The sequence below is a fragment of the Archangium violaceum Cb vi76 genome (genome assembly GCF_000733295.1).
GTDB lineage: Bacteria > Myxococcota > Myxococcia > Myxococcales > Myxococcaceae > Archangium > Archangium violaceum.
On record NZ_JPMI01000011.1, the window covers coordinates 81336 to 100556 of the forward strand.

Here is a 19221-nt window from a genome sequence, read left to right on the forward strand (position 1 = left end):
GCTCACTTCTTCGAGAGCGTCACGAGGGCGTCCTTCGCCTCTTGCTGGCCGCAGTTCTTCGGGCCGGTCACGGCCTTCTCCCTGGGCAGCTTGCTCAGCTCCTCCAGGGCGGGCACGGCCTTTGGATCTCCCAGGCCCGCCAGCCGCCGCGCCGAGCGCGCGCGCACGCCGCAGTTCTTCGACTCGAGCGAGCGCGTGTACAGCTTCACCAGGTCCAGCGCGTCGGTGGAGTGCACCGCCTCCAGGTAGCGCAGCGCGCCCCACTGCCTCGGCGAGGTGGGCTCCTCGTCCGCCAGCTCCTCGAAGTGCTTCTTCACCTGCTCCTCGGAGAGCGTGCGCATCAGCGTGAGCAGCCCCTTGTCCGCCTCGTCCGCGCCGAAGTCCTCGGCCAGCCCGTCCAGCACCGCCGTCTCGAGGGCCTCACGCGCCGGGGCTTCCAGGCCGGCGAGCACCGAGTGCTCCTCCTCGTGCCGCTCCAGGCCGTGCAGCGCCCGCGCGCGCATTTGAAGCACCCCCGCGTCCTTCTTCGTCTCCGCCGGCAGGTCCGTCAGGCGCTCGAGCGCGTCCTCCAGTTGGCCCGCCTCCATCAGCTCGCGGGCCTGGTACACCGGATCATTGCGGCGCGACACCTCGTACGCGCCCAGGCCCAGTCCCAGCACGAGCCCCAGGCCCACGCCCGCCGCATGGAGCGGCCAGGCCCGAACGAGCGCCACCGTGCGCTCGGCCGCCGTGCGCGCCAGCTCCACCACCGCCCGCACCGGCTTCATCACCGGGCCGAGCTGCTCCTCGATGGGCGGGGAGAGGGACACCTCGTCCTGGCCACCGAAGGGCAGGCCCTCCGGAGCGCGGCGGCAGCGGTGGATGCGCAGCGGCTCGCCATTGCCCGGCATGGGCACGCTGCCACAGGGCTCGGCGTCTCCCTCCACCCGGTTGCGCGCCAGGTTCACCGACTCGGTGAAGATGACCTCGCCGGCCTGGGCCACCTGCTCCACGGCCTTCACCACCTCCGCCGGCTCGCCGAGCACCGCGTCACGCGTGACGAGCACCTCGCCCGTGTGGAGGCAGATGCGCACGGGCAGGTGCTCGTCCGGGCCGCACGTCTGGTTGTGCCGCCACAGCCGGTCCTGCATGGCCATGCCGCACAGCACCGCGTGGGTGGGCGAGGAGAAGGTGACCAGCAGCGAGTCTCCCCGCTTCTGCACCAGGCGCCCGCCGTACTGGCGCACCAGCGGCAGCAGCAGCCCGTCGTGCGTCTCCAGCATCCGCGCGTTCTGCTCGTGCGTCTGCCGCGAGGTGCGCTCGGTGAAGCCCTCCAGGTCGGTGAGCATCACCGTGAGGTTCTGCGGCTTGCTCCCCGAGAGGGTGCCGCTGCCAATGGGGGCCACCGGGCCCGCGGGCTTCGGGGCGGGGACGACGGTGCCGGCGCGCACCACGTGCTTCTCGTACACCACGGCCGCCAGGGCGGACTGGGAGGGGCGGGTGGGGGCGCGCGAGGGCGAGGACGCCCCCTCGGGCAGCGGCATGCTCCGATCGGCGCGGGTGGGCGCCTGGGAGGGCGAGCGGCCACTGCTCGCGGGCGCGGCCACCGGTGCGGAAGGGCCGAAGGCGGCGGTGCCCGAGGCCGGGGACCCGGCGGGCTTCTCCGGAGCCGGGGACGGGGACACGGGCGGGGGCGCGGCGAAGGCGGCCGTTCCGGTGCCACCCGCGGCGGAGGCGTCGGGGACGAGGAAGGCGGAGATGCTCGGCGAGGCCGTGCCCGCCGCCATCGCCAGGGGCATGCCCACCGCGAGCTGGGCTCCGGCCGCGGCCAGGGCGCCCAGCGCGTCCACCAGCGCGTTGGCGTGTGGCATGCGGTGGGCGGGCGCCTTCTGCAGCAACTGCATCACCAACGCGACGAGCGCGGGGTGCCCGGCGAGCGTGGGCGCCGCCTCGAGGAGGGGCATGGGCGTCGCGGCGGCGTGCTGGGCCACGTACTGCGTGGGCCCGGGCCCGGGGAAGGGCAGCTGGCCCGACAGCATCCGGTAGGCGAGCACCCCGAAGGAGTAGAGGTCGCTGCGCGGGTCCACCGGCGCTCCCACCGCCTGCTCCGGCGAGAGGTACTCCGGCGTGCCCACCACCAGCCCCACCTGGCTGAGGTTGCTGCTGGAGGCGTCCGGCTCCACCAACCGGGCGATGCCGAAGTCCAGCAACCGCGCCTGCTCCCCGCGCAGCCCCTTGGTGAGCAGCACGTTCTCCGGCTTGAGGTCGCGGTGGATGATGCCCTTGTCGTGGATGGCCGCCAGGCCCTCGGCGAGCTGGTACAGCAGGGGCAGCGCGCGCGACGGCGCCATGGCCCCCAGCTGCAGCACGTCATAGAGGTTCTCGCCCTCCACGTACTCCATCACCAGGCACGCGCCCACTTCCGCCTGGCCATAGTCGATGACGTGCACCACGGCCGGGTGCTCCACCGCGGACAGCAGGCGCGCCTCGCGCTTGAAGCGCTCGATCATGCTCGGGTGCACCATCAGATCCGCGTGCAGGATCTTGATGGCCACCTTGCGCCCCAGCGACACCTGCTCACCGAGATACACCTCGCCCATGCCGCCTGCGCCGAGGAGCTGGAGCACACGGAAGCGGCCATCGAGGACAAGGGTACCGGTATCGATCACGGGCGCTGCATCTTCGCCGGAAACGGGTGTCGCGGGCAGTGGCTTCGCGTGAAGCGAGCACGCTCATCTACCTGCCCCCCGAGCAGCGGAACAGGAAAACTCGCGTGGACCTGTCCTGGAAGGTCCTGTGGTGGACTTCCGGTGAACATCGCATGCCGCGGTGCGGTGGGGCGGGCGGTGGGGTCCAGGCGGGCGAGCGCCTCTCCCACGGTCCGGGGGCGCGGCGGGGGCCGTGGTAGGAGCTCTTCGTGGAGCCGGAGCGCTGCGTGTTCTTCGAGGGCGAGGTGCGCCAGCACAAGCGGGTGCCCGCCGAGCTGCGCACCCTCGAGCGGGGTGGCTTCGGGGTGTGTCTGCTCTCGCCCCGGGACGCGCAGGTCGTGCTGAGCCTGGTGCTGGAGTTCTCCGGGCAGGTGGTGGAGCTGGAGGCGCAGGTGGTCCAGGTGTTTCCGCCCCAGGAGGGCTCGGGGGCGGTGGTGGGGCTGGCGCTGCTGTTCACCGACAGGACGCGGGCCGAGTCCCTGTTGCGCCCCTGGTTGGGCCACACGTGAGGCGGCCGGGGCGAGTGACTGCTTCGAACATGTCTGCCTTCGCGGCCAATATCCTCCAAGACAGGTCCAAGCGGGCTTCAGGTGTAGATATCTACACCTGGGCCGAGGCAGCACCCGCCTGGCGCTCCGATTGTGAAACACGTGCCGCGGGCCCACGGGCGCCGTGGCGGCGAAAGCCGTGCTAGACCTTGGAGGTCATGAAGTCGGCCCGACTCACGGAGACAGTGTCCTTCCAGCCCCTCGCCCGCGGAGACACGGGGGGGAGTACGAGGTGGAGGCCCCGCTGGGCTCCGGGGGGGGGCCATGGCCTCGTCTTCAAGGTGCGGCGCGCCGGGTTGCCCTTCGCCCTCAAGCTGCTGCGCGGCCGGAGCCTGGAGGCCCGGGGGCAGCGGGAAATCAACATCCTGCGGCGCCTCGAGCACCCCAACGTGGTGGGCTTCCACGGCTGTGGCAGGTGGCCGCACCCGGTGCACGGCCCGCTCTACTTCGTCATGGACTTCGTGGAGGGCCGGACGCCGGAACAGTGGGCCCTGGAGGACAACCCGTGCGCGCGCTGCGTGGCGCGCGTGCTGCTGGAGCTGGCGCGGGCGCTGGCGCACATCCACGCCCGGGGCGTGCTGCACCGCGACCTCAAGCTGGAGAACACCTGCTGCGCGCCTCGGACGGGGTGCCGGTGCTGGTGGACTTCGGAATCGGCTGGCTGGCGGAAGAGCCCCCGCTCACCCATGGCCCGCTGCCGCCGTGCACCGCCGAGTACCGCAGCCCCGAGGCGCTGCGCTTCGCGCGCGCGCACACCGGCGGGCAGGCGCGCTACGTGGCGGACGCGGGGGACGAGCTGTGGGCGCTGGGCGTCATCCTCTACTGGCTGCTCACGGCGGAGGACCCAGCCAACAAGGTCCGCATCCCGGGCCACAAGGGACCTCACCCCAGGGAGTACCACGAGGAGGTCTTCGAGCGGCTCGGGAAGGCAGTCAGGAACTGCGAAACCACGGTTCAATGTCAGGAGGCCCTCACCCAGGAATTGAAGCTGCTTGCTGAGCAGATCCGAACGGTAGGCTCCAGACTCAACAAGCGCGTCACCCGCACGCAGTGAGCTCAGGAGAATGGCATGCCGAAGAAATACTTCAGGCTGATGCCTGTTCGTTTTGACGGTCGCCTTCGCGTTCCCATCCTCCATCCAGGCAGCCCACTGGATTTCTCGTTCGCAGACTCGGGGGATTTTCCCGTGGTCACCGAAAAGGTCGCCAGCACCCTCGCCGAACTGGCCCCTGGCGATGTGCAGCTCTACCCCGCCGTGGTGGACTCGCGGCCAGAGCCCTACGTCCTCGTCAACGTCGCGCGCCAGGTGAAGTGCATCGACGACGAGACCTCCGAGGAAGTGCTCTACTGGAAACCGGAAGACAACCGACCTGACCTGCTCGGCCAGTATCGGTCCGTGGGCGGCATGCGTATCGACCCCTCGAAAGTGGGTGATGCCAAGGTCTTTCGGCCCCGGGGCTATCCAAAAGCCCTCCTCATTTCTGAAGACGTGAAGGAGGCCCTGGAGCGCACCGGAGCCTCGGGCATGGAGTTCAGAGAAGTCACTGGCCCCAGCCCCATCAGCGAGGAGGAGCGCGTCTACAAGCGCAGGTGTCGTGAGCTGCTGGAGCCTCCCCCTGCCGCCAGACGTGCCGCGTGGAAGTCGCTCGGCAGGCTGGACGAGATGGCCGTTGCTCCTCGGGCCATCTGCTACGAATGGCCGGGCCACCGGCAAGACTGGGCCATCATCCATCGGGAGCCAGGGCGCATCCTCCTCGTCTCCGAGGGCCTCTCGGACCCGTTCATCGCTCGCTTGGAGCCCTCCGTGGGTTTCGGCTTGGAGCTCGCCCTGGAGACGGAACTGGCGGAGCTGCCCCTCGATGCCATCGAGGGAAGCTGGCCCTACGTGCTGCTCGAGCGAGTCTCAAAGGAGGTGGTGGCCCAGGAGCACGAGAGAGAGCGGGCCAAGGCGGGCCTGCTCGTGCTGGAGGTGGCGGGCAATGGGCCTGCCCGCCACCCTCGTGAGCGCTGAGGGACGCGTGGGGGTGCTGCTCGGCCAGGAGTCGCGCTCACTGCCCCGGCTGTTCCCCTCGCCCTTCGGCGACGTGCGGCTCGTCACCGTCAAGGCCCTGCTGCCCGCCGAGTTGGAGTACGCCTCGAAGCGTGGCACGCAGGGCGCGGCCGAACTGGCGCAGCGCTTCGCTGGAAACGGGGAGGAGCACCTCGCGCGCGCCAATCGGCAAGCAGTGGTGTAGTGGGCCCGTTGGCAAACACTTTCGGGTGAAGCTGGCGGGCGGCTCCATCCGCAAGGTGGGCGTGGATTTGAACAAGGGCCGCACGCGGGCGACGTGACCACCCCAGCGTCGCTGACGCTCCGACTGTTCCACATGGCCGGAACGGGTGTTCCACTTCGCCCGGAACGAGTGTTCCACTTCGCCGGAATACGCGCCTCAGTAGAGTATGCAGTAGCTGCCGTCGGAGCAGTAGTTCGACGACGAGCAGCACGCGCCATTGTTGCAACGGCCCTGGCAGCAATCGATGGCGCAGCTGAAGGCGTCTTCGTTCAGCGAGCACTCGCCGTCACCGCAGTAGTTCGGGCAGGGCTCATCGGCGTAGCTCGAGGCCGACCTGGAGGTGTTGGCCCAGCAGGTGGTGCGCCCCCCGCCGCTGTCGATGACCATGGGCACGGCCTTCACGTTGAAGAGGTACGAGCCACAGGACAGGCCCGCCCTGCTGAAGTACCAGCCGCCCGAGGTGCCGGAGAGCTCGGAGGACGACTGCAGGACGTTGTTGATGCGGAACTCCAGCCGCACCGCGTTGGCCGGGTAGGACACCGCCCAGTTTCCACTGCCCGCCATCTCTCCCTGGTAGGTGCTGATGCCGTTGATGGTCAGGCTGGTGACGGCCGCGTTGGAGCACAGGGCCAACCCGGTGGTGCCTGTCAGCTCCATCTCCTCGGGAGCATCGACGACACCGCCGCACGCTGTCAGCAGCAGGCCGGACAACAGGACACAGATCGGGGAGAGATGACGCGGCATCACGGGGACCTCCAAGCGGGGGGATGGGCCTCGGCGGGGGCCGGAGGCTCATCATCTACCCCTATCATGTTTTCCCACGAAATGCGCGAAATACCATGAAAGGCAGGAGAGCCGCTCACGCCGTCTTCAGGCTGAGCTGCCACGACACGCCGTACCGGTCGGCGAGCCAGGTGAACTTCCGGCTGAACGGGTGCTCGCCCAGCGGCATCATCACCTGTCCTCTCTCGCCCAGCTTCGCGGCCAGCATGTCGAGTTCCGCCTCCGAATCACTCGTGGCGAAGATGGACGTGGCGGGCGTGAAGCTGAACCCCTGCTTCGCCATCTCTTCCATCAGCTTCCTCACCTGGGCATCCGTCGTCCTCATCCGTCCATCCGAACACCTCCGGAGTCATCGGGTTTCTACCGTCGGCCGCCGTCACTCAGGATGGGGAGGTGTGTTTGTCGCTGAGCATGGTCCAGGTGTTTCCGCCCCAGGCGGGCTGGGAGGAGGTGGTGGGGCTGGCGCCGCTGTTCACCGACAGGGCACGGGCCGATTCCCCGCCGCACCCCTGGCTGGGCCAGGGCCGAGGCAGGAGCGGGATTCTGTCTCGAATCGAGGGTCTTTCCATGAATACAAACAAAGACAGGCTCAATCCGTCGCACATCGTGTCCTCTGAAATCAGACAGACGTCGTTGACGCTCCAATGATGTTCACGTACAGTGCGTGACACCATGGACAATCACGACAAGCCGAACCGGAAGAAGTTGAGCCTCAACAAGCAGACGCTTCGCGTGCTCGCCGATGATGAGCTCACCGAGGTGAATGGTGGCCTCGCGCTGGAGCTTCCCCACCTCACGTGGTCGGCGAAGTGCCGGAAGTCGGCGGATATGAGCGGTACTGGTCCCACCTGCTTCTGCTGAGAGGTGGGGTCTGTCCGGTGCTGGGTCTGGTGTCCAGGTTCATGTGGCCCCAGCACCGGACAAACCATGGGTGGCGGGTTGGGCCGAGCAACTCCCGATGCCAATGACAGACTCCCGATGGCAACCCATCGTCGACAGCCGCGGTACAGGTGAGCTCCTCACTCTGCGTACGAGGTCTGTCGAGGCAATCCTCGCCATTGCACGGTGCTTGAGGGTGCCAGTCAATCAGAGCGGACCCGGTCACGCGCCGTTCCAGGCATTCAATCTTCCCGACGGCAGTGCGGGAACAGCGCTTCTCTTCGCCTATCTGGCGCGGGCTGCTCTCCGGGAGCCTGTGTTGGGTCATCCCGACGACTGGCGCCAGGTGGCCCTGAGCCATCTGGACCATGCTTGCCAGGGTGTTGCCGACGTCTCCATGTCGGCTGGCCTCTTCGGCGGTTTTCCCGGGGTGGGGTGGGCGGTGGTGCATGTGGGGCGCATGCTCGACACGGAGCCAGACACCACCGGCGAAATCGACGAGGTCCTCCTCGAGGTGGTGCTCAAGCGCCCCTGGCGGGGTGACTTCGATTTGATCTCCGGCCTCGTGGGCATTGGCGTGTATGCGTTGGAGCGCATGCCCGAGCCCGTGGCCGAGCGGTGTCTGCGCGAGGTGATTGGCCGCCTGGGGGAGCTCGCTCAGCATGACGCGAACGGCGTGGCCTGGCATACCTCCGCGGCACGGCTCGTGGGCCGGCGGCAGGAGGCCGGGCCCGAGGGCATCTACGATCTGGGCATGGCCCATGGGCTCGCGGGTGTCATCGCCTTGTTGGCCGGGACCCACGCGGCGGGAGTCGCCCGGGAGCAGGCCTCAGGTCTGCTCGAGGGGGCGGTGTCCTGGCTGCTCGCCCACTCCCTGGGGCCAGGGGGCCATGGCGGTTTTCCCTGGGCCCACGCCCCGGGATTCGAGCCTCATCCCGCGCGGGCCGCCTGGTGTTATGGGGATGCTGGCATCGCGGCGGCGCTCCAGCATGCGGCCGCATGTACCCACAACCCTGTCTGGGCCGAGCACGCGCGTGCATTGGCTCTCGGGGTCGCGCGGCGGCCTCGAGGCGAGACGGGGGTCAAGGACGTCGGAATCTGCCACGGCAGCGCGGGCTTGATTCAGATCCTCAATCGTCTCTATCAGGCCACGGGAGAGCCGGCATTGCGCGAGGCGGTCCATGACTGGATTTCCTGGACGCTGGCCTCCCGCGTGCACGGCCATGAGAACAGTGTGGCCGGTTTTCAAGCGCTCAACTACGAGGGCGGTCAACCCGTCTGGCTCGCCGATCGTGGGCTCCTGGGCGGTGCGGCGGGCGTGGCCCTGGCCCTTCTCGCCACCGTGAGTGATGTGGCGCCCCGCTGGGACAGGGTGTTTCTCCTCTCATGAAGAAACTGCCATCGCGGTCCGAGCTGAACCCGTCCGCTCGGTTCGTCTTGCGGACACCGCTGCTCCCCTTCGACGAGTTCATCGCCTGGGGGAAGGACCTCCATGAGGCCTCGGACGAAGCGTACTCCCAGGCGCGTGCACGGTTGGTCCGCGCGTTCGAACGGCCCATGGTGCGTGAGGCGCTGTTCCTGGCCTCGCCCGGCCTTCATGAAAGGCTGGGCCACTGGCTGAGCCAGCCGGACACCGAGGGCGGGTTGAAGGTCGAGCGCGCACTGGTCCGTTACTTCTCGCGCATGACGGGAAGGGCCACGCCCTTCGGCCTCTTCTCGGGCATCTCCGTCGGGCGGCTGGGCGAGCGCACCGTCCTGGAGACCGTGGCCCAGGAGGGATATGCGCGCAGGACCCGCCTGGACAATGACTATCTGTTCGCGCTCACCCATGTGCTTCGCGAGGAGCCCACCATTCGCCGGGCGCTTCGGTGGTGGCCGAACTCGAGCGGCTACCGGTTCGCCGGGCAGTGGCGTTATGCCGAGGCACGCCTTCAGGGCAGGCGGCGCTCCTATCATCTGGTGGCGGTGGACACCGGCCCCCACGTCGAGGCCGTCCTTCTGCGAGCCGAGGGCGGCGCGACCATCGAGGAGCTGACCAGGGCACTCCTCGACATGGATGCCGAGCTCCAGGCCGAGGAGGCGGAGGGGTTTGTCAACGAGCTCATCGACAGCCAGGTGCTGAGCAGCGCACTGGAGCCCGCCGTGACGGGCCTCGAGCCTGTCCAGCACGTCATCTCGCTCCTGGACGCGGCCGCACCCGGGTCAGAGGCCGCGGCGCGCATCGGCGCGGCCGTGACGGCGCTGGCAGGCGTGGACGCACGAGGTCTCGGTCAGCCGGAGCGCGTGTACCACGAGCTCGCCGAGAGCCTCCGTGCGCTCCCCACCGGGGTGGACCTGGCGCGCTTGTTCCAGGTGGATCTGGTCAAGCCCGCCCCTACAGCCCTGCTCGGGCCCGAGGTGCTGGCCGAGGTCGAGCGTGGGCTCCAACTGCTGCGCCACCTGTCGCCTCCATCGGAGCAGCAGGAGTCCTTGAGGCAGTTCGCGCGCTCCTTCGTGGAACGGTACGAGGACCGGGAGGTGCCGCTCCTCGAGGTCCTGGACGAAGAGTCGGGTCTTGGCTTCGAGAGCAGTGGGGCTCCGGCCGCTGTGGGGGCACCCCTGCTGGCGAACATCGCCTTCCCCTCCCAACAGACGTCCACGAAGACCCATTGGGGAGCGCTGGAGCGATTCATCCTGCGCAAGCTCCAGGAGACGTGGGCGCGCGGTTCGCATGAGCTCGTCATTTCGGATGCGGAGCTCGCGCCCCTGCTGCGCGACCCTCCGCCCCCGATGCCGGATGCGCTCGCCGTGCTGGCCACGCTTGCCGCGGAGTCCTCCGAGGCCGTGTCGCGAGGTGACTTCGAGGTGTTTCTCTCCAACGCGGGGGGACCCTCGGGCGCACAGATGCTCGGGCGTTTCTGCCATGCCTCGAGCGAGGTGCATGACCTGCTCAGGGCCCACCTGCGCGCCGAGGAGGCGCTCAGGCCCGATGCGGTCTTCGCCGAAATCGTACACCTCAACCAGGGACGGGCCGGCAACATCCTGTGCCGCCCGGTGCTGCGGGAGTACGAGATTCCCTTCCTGGGCGTCTCCGGTGCGCCGGAAGAGCAGCGGGTCGCCGTTCAGGATCTCCTCGTGTCGGTTCGCGGTGAGCGGGTGGTGCTGCGCTCCCGGCGCCTGGGCCGCGAGGTCATCCCGCGCATGAGTACCGCGCACAACTTCCGCCAGCAGAGCATGGTGGTGTACCGGTTCCTCTGTGCGCTTCAGTGGCAGGATGGCATGAGCTTCCAGTGGAGCTTCGGGGCCATGGAGGCGGCGCGTTTCCTTCCCCGGGTCCGCTATGGGAAGCTGGTTCTGGCTCGCGCCCGGTGGCTGCTGGAAGAGCAGGAGCTCGAGCCCCTCGCCCAGGCGGTGAATGCGGCCGGGGGGGAGGGGACGCCCCAGGCCATCCGCGCCCGGAGAGCGGACGTCTACGCGTGCATGCAGGCGCTTCGCCACCGGCTGGGCCTGCCTCGCTACGTCGTCGTGGCGGATGGAGACAACGAGCTTCCCGTCGACCTCGACAACCCCCTCTCGGTGGATGCCGCCGCATGGTTGCTGTATCAGCGCAAGGCCGCCGTTCTGTGCGAGCTCTACCCCGAGCCGGAGCGGCTGCCGGCGCGAGCGCCCGAGGGACGCTTCGTGCATCAGTTGGTGCTGTGCATGACGCGCAAGGGCGACCCGGTCCGGTCGGAGCGGCCGGCCGGGATGGCCCTCGTCCACCGCCGATTCTCGCCTGGGAGTGGCTGGCTATACGCCAGTCTGTACACCGGGCCCTCCACCGCCGATGAGGTGTTGCGCCAGGTCATCGCGCCGGTGCGCGCACACGCGCTGGCTTCTGGTGCCGCGACGCGATGGTTCTTCGTGCGCTACCGCGACTCCGCGGACCATGTTCGCGTGAGGTTCTCCGGTGAGCCGGAGCGTCTGCTGCGCGAGGTGCTGCCCTCGTTGCACGCGGCCGCCGCGCCGCTTCTCGCGGAGGGCAGCATCTGGCGCATGAATCTGGGCACCTATGAGCGTGAGGTCGAGCGCTATGGGGGGCCGCGCGGCATCGAGCTCGCCGAGGAGCTCTTCTTCCACGACAGTGAGGCCGTGCTCGACATCGTCCAGTGGCTCCAGGGCGACTGGGGCGCGGATGCGCGCTGGCGCCTGGCGCTCCTGGGCGCGGACATGCTGTTCGCCGACCTCGGTCTGGATGAGCAGGCGCGTGCCGCCGTGGCGCTACAGGCGCGTGACGGCCTGCGCCGCGAGTTTCATGCGAACACAGCCATGTATGAGCAGGTGGGCGCCCGCTTCCGGCTCGAGCGACAGGCGCTTTCTGGATTGCTCACACGGCAATTCCCGCCAGGACGGGTCCACGCGCTGGCGCCGGGACTGGACGCGCTGGAGAGGCGCTCTCAGCGACTGCGCCCCGTGGTGGCCGAATTGGCCGCGCGTGAGCGCTCGGGCTTGCTGACCCTGCGAATCCGGGACATGGCCTGGAGCTTCGCGCACATGCACATCAACCGGTTGCTCCATGCCAGCCAGCGAGCCCAGGAACTGGTGCTCTACGATTTCCTGACCCGCCACTATGTGTCGCTGCATGCGCGGCGGGGCGGCCGAGAGGCCGCGTCTCCACCTACCCGCGGCCCCACCAGGCCGGGCCAGGGCTGAAGCCGGGTCCGCTCACGCCGTCTTCAGGCTGAGCTGCCACGACACGCCGTACCGGTCGGCGAGCCAGGTGAACTTCCGGCTGAACGGGTACTCGCCCAGCGGCATCATCACCTGTCCTCCCTCGCCCAGCTTCGCGGCCAGCATGTCGATCTCCGCCTCCGAATCACTCGTGACGAAGATGGACGTGGCGGGCGTGAAGGTGAATCCGTGCTTCACGCTGCTGTCGATGCACATGAAGCGCTGGCCGTTGAGCGTGAACGCCGCCTGCATCACCGAGCCCTCGGCGCCGGGCTCGCCCGGGCCATAGCGCTGGATGTGGGTGACGCTCGCGTCCTTGAAGAGCGACACGTAGAACGTCATCGCCTCCTCCGCCTTCTTGCCCTCGAACATCAGGAACGTCGAAACAGTCGAGCTCATCGTGTGGAGACTCCTTGCGAGTGGGTTGGGGCGGGTGGGTTCAGCGGAGGAGCATTTTGAGCAGGGTGGCCCCAAAGAAGGTGCCCCATCCCACGAGGCTCACCGAGCTGATCACGATGCCGGCGATGGCCTGTCCCTTGCGCCCGACGGGCGGGGTCGCCGTGGGGTTCACGCGCCGCAGGCCGATGATGGAGCACAGCAGCGAGATGGGCGCCAACACACCGATGAGCAGCGAGAGGAAGCTGAGCATGAAGCCGGCACGCGCCACCGTGTTGTTGGAGTAGAGGTGCCACGCCTTCTGGAGCGCCTCGCGCGACACCTCCTCCTTGAAGAAGAGCTTGTTGCGCGTGTTGTTGTACATGACGAAGGTGATGATGACGGGCCAGATGCCACGGCCCACGGCCTCCGCTCCCGCGACGAAGCCCGAGACGAACAGGGAGGCGATGGGCACGAAGCACAGCGCCAGACGGGCGAACGGCATTCCCATCCAGAAGCACACGCCCACGCCACTCCCCACGAGGGCGATCAACCCGAGCAGCAACCCGGTGTTGCCCGTGTCCTTGTTCACCAGTTCATTCGCCAGGATGATGGCCCCAGCGAAGAAATTGAAGACGGCGCCGAAGCCCACCAGCCACGTCCACGCGTCGCGCTTGCCCCAGTACTTGAGGCGGAAGGCCTCCAGGTAGTCCACGTCGGGATGCTCGGCGCAGGTGTCGCAGTAGTCCTTGCCGTTGACGGTCTCCCGGTCGTACTCGCAGAAGAAGGTGCCGCAGCGGGCACAGGCGCCGAGCACGGGCTTCTGGGGGTGGGCGGGGCAGCGGGCCTCGCTGGCGGCGGGCGGCTGGGCGGGGGACAGCGACTCCATGGGAACGGCCTCCTGAGGAGGCGGGACTCTGACACAGCTCGCGAGTGGACCGGGAGGGGCCCCCCGCCTGCCCTCCGGCCGGGGGATCAGCAAAAATTCCGGGGGGTTGGACCACGTGGTACCTTCCCGGGCTCGACAGCAGCCCCCCGATGGCCACCGACAGCGACTCCCCCAAGCCCGCGTCCGAAGCGCAAGCCGCCGCTCCCGAGCTGCGCCTGTTGGACAGGCGCGCCTTCGTGGGGTTTCCGCCCCTCGAGCTGGCGCCCGGCCTGTCCATCGCGGACTTCGCGCTGCAGATTCCCGACGTCACCTTCCCCTTCAACGTCAGCGCGGGCCCCTCGCGCTACCAGCGCAAGAAGCTCCTCTTCGGCTTCCTGGAGCTGCACGTCGACGCGGAGCTGGTGGCGCGCAAGGTGACGGAGCTGGCCGGACGCGTGGCCGGCCTCGAGGGCCTCAAGCTGCACTTCCGCCCCGGCTACCTCGAGGGCCAGGCCTTCCTCCAGGCCCCGGAGCGCACCCCGCTCACCTTCAAGGTGGCCTTCGACGCGGACGGCGAGCGGCTCGCCCTCTACCTCTACGATGTGCGCCTGTACGGCTTCGCCTCCACGCCGTCGGTGCAGGTGCCCGGCCTCATCGCCGCCACCGTGGCCGGGCTGGGCCTGCTGCCCGAGGTGGAGGTGCGCGGCGCCACCGGCTTCTCCACCCGCGTGCTGCCCGCGCTCTGCCAGAAGGCCGCCGTCAGCCGGGGCTTCAAGATGCCCGTGCTGGACACCGCGCGCCTGTCCTCCGCCGAGGTGAGCAGCGCGGGCCTGCGTCTGCGCTTCTCCTCCGGCGGCCTGCCGCCTCCGGCCCCGCCCGACGAGGAGCTGCTGCTGGCCCTCGAGGGCGCCCGCGCCTTCACCGACGCCGAGGCCCTGCTCGCCCAGGGCAAGCTCGCCGAGGCCCGCGACGCGTACCTGCAGGCCGGTGACGCCCAGGACGCCCACCCCTTCGCCGCCGAGCGGCTGCTGTCGCTCCTCGTGGCGGATCCCCAGGCGCACGACCTGGCCCTGGACGTGGCCGCCACGCTGCTGCGCCGCCGCGAGAAGAGCCCCGCCGCCCTCTGGGGCGAGGCCGTGGTGCGCGAGCGCCGCAACGAGCACGCCCGCGCCGCCGAGCGCTACCTCGCCCTGTGCGGCCTCTCGCGCCGCGCCTCCGAGGAGGCCGCCGCCTTCTTCTCCGCCGAGGCCGCCGCCCGCGCCGCCCGGGACCACGCGCCCCAGGTGGCGGTGAAGGCCCTGCACGAGGTGCTCGGCCTCAAGCCGGACCACCTGCCTTCCCTCAAGGCCCTCGCGCGCGCCTCGGACCAGAGCCGTGACCGCGCCGGTGCCGTGCGCGCCTACCGCCGCATCGCCGCGCTCGCGAGAGACCCGGCCGAGGCCGCGGATGCCCACGTGCACCTCGCGCGGCTGTGCGCCCAGACGGAGGACGACATCGCCGGCGCCCGGCTGCACTGCGAGGCCGCGCTGCGCCTCGCGCCGGACCAGCCGGATGCCCTGCTGCTGCTCGGCGAGCTGTGCCACCGCGGCGGCGAGCACCTGCGCGCCCTCAAGGCCCTGGACCGCCTGCGCGAGGTGGCCATGGCCCGCCACGAGCTGGACCGCGTGGGCCGCGCCAACCTCCTCGCCGGCCGCATCTGGGAAGAGGGCCTCCAGCAGCCGGACAACGCGCTGCTGCGCTTCCGCGAGGCCACGTCGCTGCTGCCCGGCGAGCCCGAGCCCCTCTTCTCCACCGCCCGCGTGGCCGAGAAGCTGGGCAAGTTGCAGGAGGCACTGGCCGGTTACCAGCAGGCGCTGGAGCTGGCCGGCCCCGCGCCGCGCTCCGAGTCCATCCGCCAGGCCGCTCACCAGAGCCACCACGCCCTGGCGCGCCTGTACCGCACGAAGCTCGGCGACCCCGCCCGCGCCCGCGAGCACCTGGAGGCCGCGCTCACGCTGGACCCGCGCGACACCGCCGCGCTCGACGAGCTGATTCCCTACTTCCGCGCCACCGGCCGCACCCAGGAGCTCGCCGAGGCGTTGGAGAAGGCCGCCGCCGTCCACGAGGAACCCGGCCGCCGCGCCGCCCTCTGGGCCGAGGCCGGAGAGCTGTACCGCGGCCGCCTGCAGCAGCCCGAGAAGGCCGAGCGCCTCCTCACCTCCGCGCTGGAGGCCGACCCCGACCACAAGCCCGCGCTGGAGTCCATGCTGGCGCTCGCCGAGGCGCGCCGCGATGGCGGGCTGCTCACCCGCTGCCTCTCCGCCCTCGCGCGCCTCACTCCCGAGCCCAAGGAGCGTGCGCAGAAGTACCGCCGCCTCTCCGTCGCCGCGCGCGACCTGGCCTTCGACCTGGACCTCGCCGCCACCGCCCTCCAGGAGGTGCTGAAGGCGGAGCCGGATGACCTGCCCACCCTGGGCGAGCTGTGCGCCCTCCAGCGCAAGCGCTCGGACATGGCGGGCCTGGCCACCGCCCTGGATGAGCGGGCGCGCGTGGCCGAGGCGCAGGGTGACAAGCGGCTCGCCGCGGCGGCGCTGCGCGAGCTGGCCAACGTGCTGGAGGCCCGGCTGGGCCGGCTCGGCGAAGCGCTGGTGGCCCTGGAGAAGGCCGCGCGCCTGTCTCCGGAACAGTCCGTGCTGCTGGAGCTGGCGGACCTCTCGCTGCGCTGCGAGCGCCCCGAGCACGCCCGGCGCGCGCTGGAGACGCTGCTGTCCACGCTGCCGCGCACCACCGCCCCCGAGCGCCTCGCGGACGTCCGCGCGCGCCTGGGCCGTGCGTGCGAGCTGATGGGAGACCGCGAGGCCGCCATCGCCGCCTACGCCCAGGCCTTCCCGCTGCGCCGCCTGGATGACGCGCTCGCCTCGCGGCTGGAGGCCCTCTACACCGAGGCCGGGGAGACGCGTGAGCTGGCCGAGCTGTGGGCCACGCGTGCCCAGTCCCTCGTCGCCGCCGAGCGCTCCGCCGAGGCCGCTCCGCTCTTCCTTCAGAGCGCCCGCGTCCTCCTGGAGCGCGGGGAGAAGGGCCCCGCCCTCCTGCGCCTGTCCGCGGCCCTCGACGCGAGCCCCTCCGGCCCGCTGGCCGCCGAGGCCCTGGACGCCCTCGCCGAGTTGGAGCTGGAGCGCGGTGAGAAGCTGGAGGCCGCCCGCCTCTTCGCTCGCAAGGCCGCGCTCGTCACGGACGCCCGTGCCGGCGCGAAGCTCCTCTACCGCGCCTCCGTGCTCGCCATGGGCACCAGCCGCGAGGAGGCCTTCCTCGCCGAGGCCCTGGAGCGCGAGGCCTCCTTCGCTCCCGCGCGCATCCGCCGGGGCGAGCTGCGCATGCAGGCCGACCCCCGCGCCGCCCTGGAGGACTTCGAGGTGGTGCTGGCCGTGCCCGCGGTGGACCCGGACGCGCCCCGCGAGGAGGAGCTGCTGGAGCTCACCCGCCGTGCCTCCGCCGCCGCCGTGCGCGCGGGCCGCCCGGACTCCGCCCGCCGCCTGCTCGCGCAGTACTGCACCCTGGCCCCCGAGGACCTCGAGGCCCAGGTGGAGCTCGCCGGCCTGCACCGCAAGGCCGGTGCGCGCGAGGCGCTCGCGGACCTGCTCGCCACGTTGTGGCCGCGCCTCTCCGGAGACGCCCGCCGCTCCGCGCGCCGCGAGCTGGCCGAGCTGTGCCTCGCCCTGGGCCGCCCCGCCGAGGCCGCCGACGCCCTGCGCAGCCTGCTCGCCGAGGAGCCCCACGACACCTGGGCCACGCAGTCCCTGCTGGAGCTGCTGCCCCCGCCGGGTGCCGGCACCGCCCAGGAGGAGGCCGAGCGCCTCGCCCTGCTGGGCACCCTCATTACTTCCGCCTCGGGGGATGCCCGCGCCGAGCTGCTCGCCCGCCGCGCCGCCCTCCACCGCAACGCCGGCCGCTCCCAGTCCGCGCGCGACGACTTCCTCGCCGCCACGAAGCTCTCCCACCGGCCCGCGCCCCTGTGGCTCGCCATCGCCGCGCTCGCCCGTGAGGCCGGTGACGACGTGGACGAGCTGGAGGCCTGGCGTCAGGTGGTGGCCTCCGAGCCGGAGCTCGCCGAGCGCGCCCGCACGCGGCTGCTCTCCATCGCCTCCGTGCTGGTGGAGAAGGACGCGCGCGCCCCGGCCCGCGAGGCCCTGCTCGCCGCCGTGGCGCTGCCGCTGCCTCCGGCCGAGCGCAGTGATGCCTTCTTCGCCCTCGCCACGCTCGCGCGCCGCGATGGGATGCCGGACGCCGAGGCGGAAGCGCTCGCCGAGGCCGCGCGCCAGGGTCCCCTGCCTCGCCGCGTGGAGGCGCAGCTGGCGCGCGCGAGCCTGCTGGAGAAGACGGGCAAGCTGGCCGAGGCCGCGGACAGCCTGGAGGCGGCGCTCGCCCTCGCCCCGCGCCATGCCGGTGCCACCTCCGCGCTCCGGCGCGTGCTGCGGGACCAGGAGGACTGGGAGCGCCTCGCGGGCCTGCTCGCCGCCGAGGCCTCGCACGCGCCTCCCGCGGATGCCGCCGCCCTCTACGCCGAGCTGGGCTCCCTCCACCTGGAGCGCCTGGAGCAGCCCGAGGCCGCCGAGGCCGCGCTGCGGCAGGCGGTGCGCCTGGCTCCCGAGAACATCGACGTGCGCCGCCGGTTGGTGGCCCTCGTCGCCGGCCGGGGTGACTCCGCCGAGGCCGCGAAGCTGCTCGATGTCGGCACCAGCCACCTGCCCGCGGCCGAGGCCGCCGACCTCCTGCGCGAGGGCGCCGCGCATGCGCGTACCGCGGGGGACATGGCCCGGGCCCTGGACTTCGCCCGCCGTGCCCATGCGCTCGTGCCCGCGCGCGACGCGCAGCTCGCCGAGCTGGCCGAGCTCCTCTTCCTGCAAGGCGATGTGAAGGAAGCGCTGCCCCTGCAGGAGCAGCTCGCCGCCGCCGCGGACTTCTCCGCCGAGCCCGAGCGTGCCGAGAAGGCCTGGCTGCGCCTGGGCGCGCTCGCCGAGAAGCTCGGGGATTCGCGGCGCGCGGCGTCCGCGTACAAGCGCCTGCTCGCCGAGATTCCGCTGAATGAAGTGGCGGTGCACCGGCTCGCCGCGCTGCTGGAGAAGGACGAGCCCCGCGCCGCCTTCGACGTGCTCGTCGCCCACGCGCGTGCCCTGCCTCCTTCCGAGGAGACCGCGCAGCGCCTCGTGTCGCTGTCCGAGCGCGCCCGGGACTCGCTGGCCGACTCCACCCTCGCCGCCTCGCTGCTGGTGCGCGCGGCGGAGATGGCGGAGGAGCCGCTGCCGCTGCACCAGTCGCTCTCCACCCTCTACCGCAACGCGGGCCGCGTCCCCGAGCTGATGGCCCAGCTCCAGTTGGTGGCCTCGCTCAGCCAGGAAGAGGGAGACCTGGACGGTGCCATCTCGGCCTGCTCGGAGCACGCGCTCCTGGCCGAGGAGGCGGGCCGGGTGGACGAGTCCCTGCGCTCGCTGGAGGCGCTGCGCTTCCTCCTGGAGAAGGAGGACCGGAGGGACGAGGCCGCCGACTGCGAGCGTCACCGCGCGGAGATGCTGCGCGACGCGAAGCTGGACCTGCCCGCCGCCGAGGTGGCGCTGGAGCGGGCCTTCACGCTGTCCGAGCAGCTGGACACGGCGCGCATGGGCATCGAGCTGGCCGTGCGCCGGGACGACACCGCCGCCGAGGCCCGCTGGCTGGAGCGCGCCCTGCCGCTGCTGTCCGGCACGCGTGCGCAGGGGGAGAAGGCCCCGTGGCTGCTGCGGCTGGCGAAGCTGTACCTCGGCGTCCTGGGTGACTCCGGGAAGGCCGAGGGCTTCCTGCGCGAGGCGCTCCTGCTGGACCGCTCCCTCCAGGAGGCCGAGTCGCTCCTGTGCGAGCTGCTGGAGCGCGAGGGCCGCGTGGCCGAGCTGGCCGCCTGGTTCGAGGAGTCCTCCTCCTTCGAGCAGGACGCCGACCGCCGTGCGCTGCTGCTGCTGCGCGCCGCCACCCTGTACCGGGAGCGCGCGGGCCGTCCGGAGGCCGCCATCGTCGCGCTGCTCGCCGCGCGTGCCGCGGTGCCGGATGACCTGGGCATCACCCGCCAGGCGGCGGACCTGCTCCAGGAGATGGGGCGCGAGGCGGACGCC

Annotated in this window: 11 protein-coding genes and 3 pseudogenes; 9 read left to right on the forward strand and 5 right to left on the reverse strand. The window is 71.1% G+C overall.

Going from position 1 to position 19221, the window contains the following annotated elements:
- Nucleotides 1-2: 2 nt before the first annotated feature.
- Nucleotides 3-2648: a protein kinase domain-containing protein gene (locus Q664_RS51495; RefSeq protein ID WP_075207308.1), complete on the reverse strand. Its 2646-nt coding sequence runs from the start codon at nucleotides 2646-2648 to the stop codon at nucleotides 3-5.
- A 248-nt stretch (nucleotides 2649-2896) separates the two neighbouring features.
- On the opposite strand from Q664_RS51495, the gene Q664_RS59880 reads away from it, so the two are divergent.
- The 5 genes and pseudogenes from Q664_RS59880 to Q664_RS60470 all read left to right on the forward strand — a co-directional run bounded on the left by Q664_RS59880 (nucleotide 2897) and on the right by Q664_RS60470 (nucleotide 5469).
- Nucleotides 2897-3196 (forward strand): hypothetical protein, encoded by a 300-nt coding sequence (locus Q664_RS59880; protein ID WP_043389593.1) that lies wholly within the window; start codon nucleotides 2897-2899, stop codon nucleotides 3194-3196.
- A gap of 197 nt (nucleotides 3197-3393) precedes the next feature.
- Nucleotides 3394-3783, forward strand: a pseudogene (locus tag Q664_RS62845) (hypothetical protein); the annotation flags it as partial.
- Nucleotides 3784-4064: 281 nt separating this feature from the next.
- Nucleotides 4065-4289, forward strand: a pseudogene (locus Q664_RS62850) (AHH domain-containing protein); the annotation flags it as partial.
- A gap of 132 nt (nucleotides 4290-4421) precedes the next feature.
- Nucleotides 4422-5246 carry an imm11 family protein gene (locus Q664_RS60465; protein WP_235216524.1) on the forward strand — a complete coding sequence of 275 codons (825 nt, stop codon included), beginning with the start codon at nucleotides 4422-4424 and terminating at the stop codon, nucleotides 5244-5246.
- Complete coding sequence (locus Q664_RS60470; protein WP_235216525.1) at nucleotides 5236-5469, forward strand: hypothetical protein; 234 nt, start codon at nucleotides 5236-5238, stop codon at nucleotides 5467-5469. The genes Q664_RS60465 and Q664_RS60470 overlap by 11 nt, the downstream gene beginning before the upstream one ends.
- 195 nt (nucleotides 5470-5664) lie before the next feature.
- On the opposite strand, the gene Q664_RS02860 is transcribed toward Q664_RS60470, so the two are convergent.
- Nucleotides 5665-6255: an LPS-assembly lipoprotein LptE gene (locus Q664_RS02860; RefSeq protein WP_152621875.1), complete on the reverse strand. Its 591-nt coding sequence runs from the start codon at nucleotides 6253-6255 to the stop codon at nucleotides 5665-5667.
- Between the two features lie 112 nt (nucleotides 6256-6367).
- On the reverse strand, nucleotides 6368-6616 hold the full coding sequence (locus tag Q664_RS02865) for a VOC family protein (RefSeq protein WP_052517595.1): 249 nt from the start codon (nucleotides 6614-6616) through the stop codon (nucleotides 6368-6370).
- Nucleotides 6617-6963: 347 nt separating this feature from the next.
- Here Q664_RS02865 and Q664_RS02875 point away from each other — a divergent pair, with 347 nt between their 5' ends.
- The 3 genes from Q664_RS02875 (at nucleotide 6964) to Q664_RS02885 (ending at nucleotide 11841) form a co-directional block, all read left to right on the forward strand.
- Nucleotides 6964-7152 (forward strand): class I lanthipeptide, encoded by a 189-nt coding sequence (locus Q664_RS02875; RefSeq protein WP_160174316.1) that lies wholly within the window; start codon nucleotides 6964-6966, stop codon nucleotides 7150-7152.
- Nucleotides 7153-7255: 103 nt separating this feature from the next.
- Nucleotides 7256-8560, forward strand: a complete 1305-nt coding sequence (locus Q664_RS02880) for a lanthionine synthetase C family protein (protein ID WP_235216526.1) — start codon at nucleotides 7256-7258, stop codon at nucleotides 8558-8560.
- Entirely contained in the window at nucleotides 8557-11841 is a 3285-nt protein-coding gene (locus Q664_RS02885) for a lantibiotic dehydratase (RefSeq protein ID WP_052517596.1), read from the forward strand. The genes Q664_RS02880 and Q664_RS02885 overlap by 4 nt, the downstream gene beginning before the upstream one ends.
- A 12-nt stretch (nucleotides 11842-11853) precedes the next feature.
- On the opposite strand, the gene Q664_RS02890 is transcribed toward Q664_RS02885, so the two are convergent.
- Both Q664_RS02890 and Q664_RS02895 read right to left on the reverse strand, forming a co-directional pair.
- Entirely contained in the window at nucleotides 11854-12258 is a 405-nt protein-coding gene (locus Q664_RS02890) for a VOC family protein (protein ID WP_043389599.1), read from the reverse strand.
- A 40-nt stretch (nucleotides 12259-12298) separates the two neighbouring features.
- On the reverse strand, nucleotides 12299-13123 hold the full coding sequence (locus Q664_RS02895) for a DUF4190 domain-containing protein (RefSeq protein ID WP_043389600.1): 825 nt from the start codon (nucleotides 13121-13123) through the stop codon (nucleotides 12299-12301).
- Nucleotides 13124-13272: 149 nt separating this feature from the next.
- Here Q664_RS02895 and Q664_RS02900 point away from each other — a divergent pair.
- Nucleotides 13273-19221 (forward strand): annotated as a pseudogene (locus Q664_RS02900) (tetratricopeptide repeat protein); the annotation flags it as partial.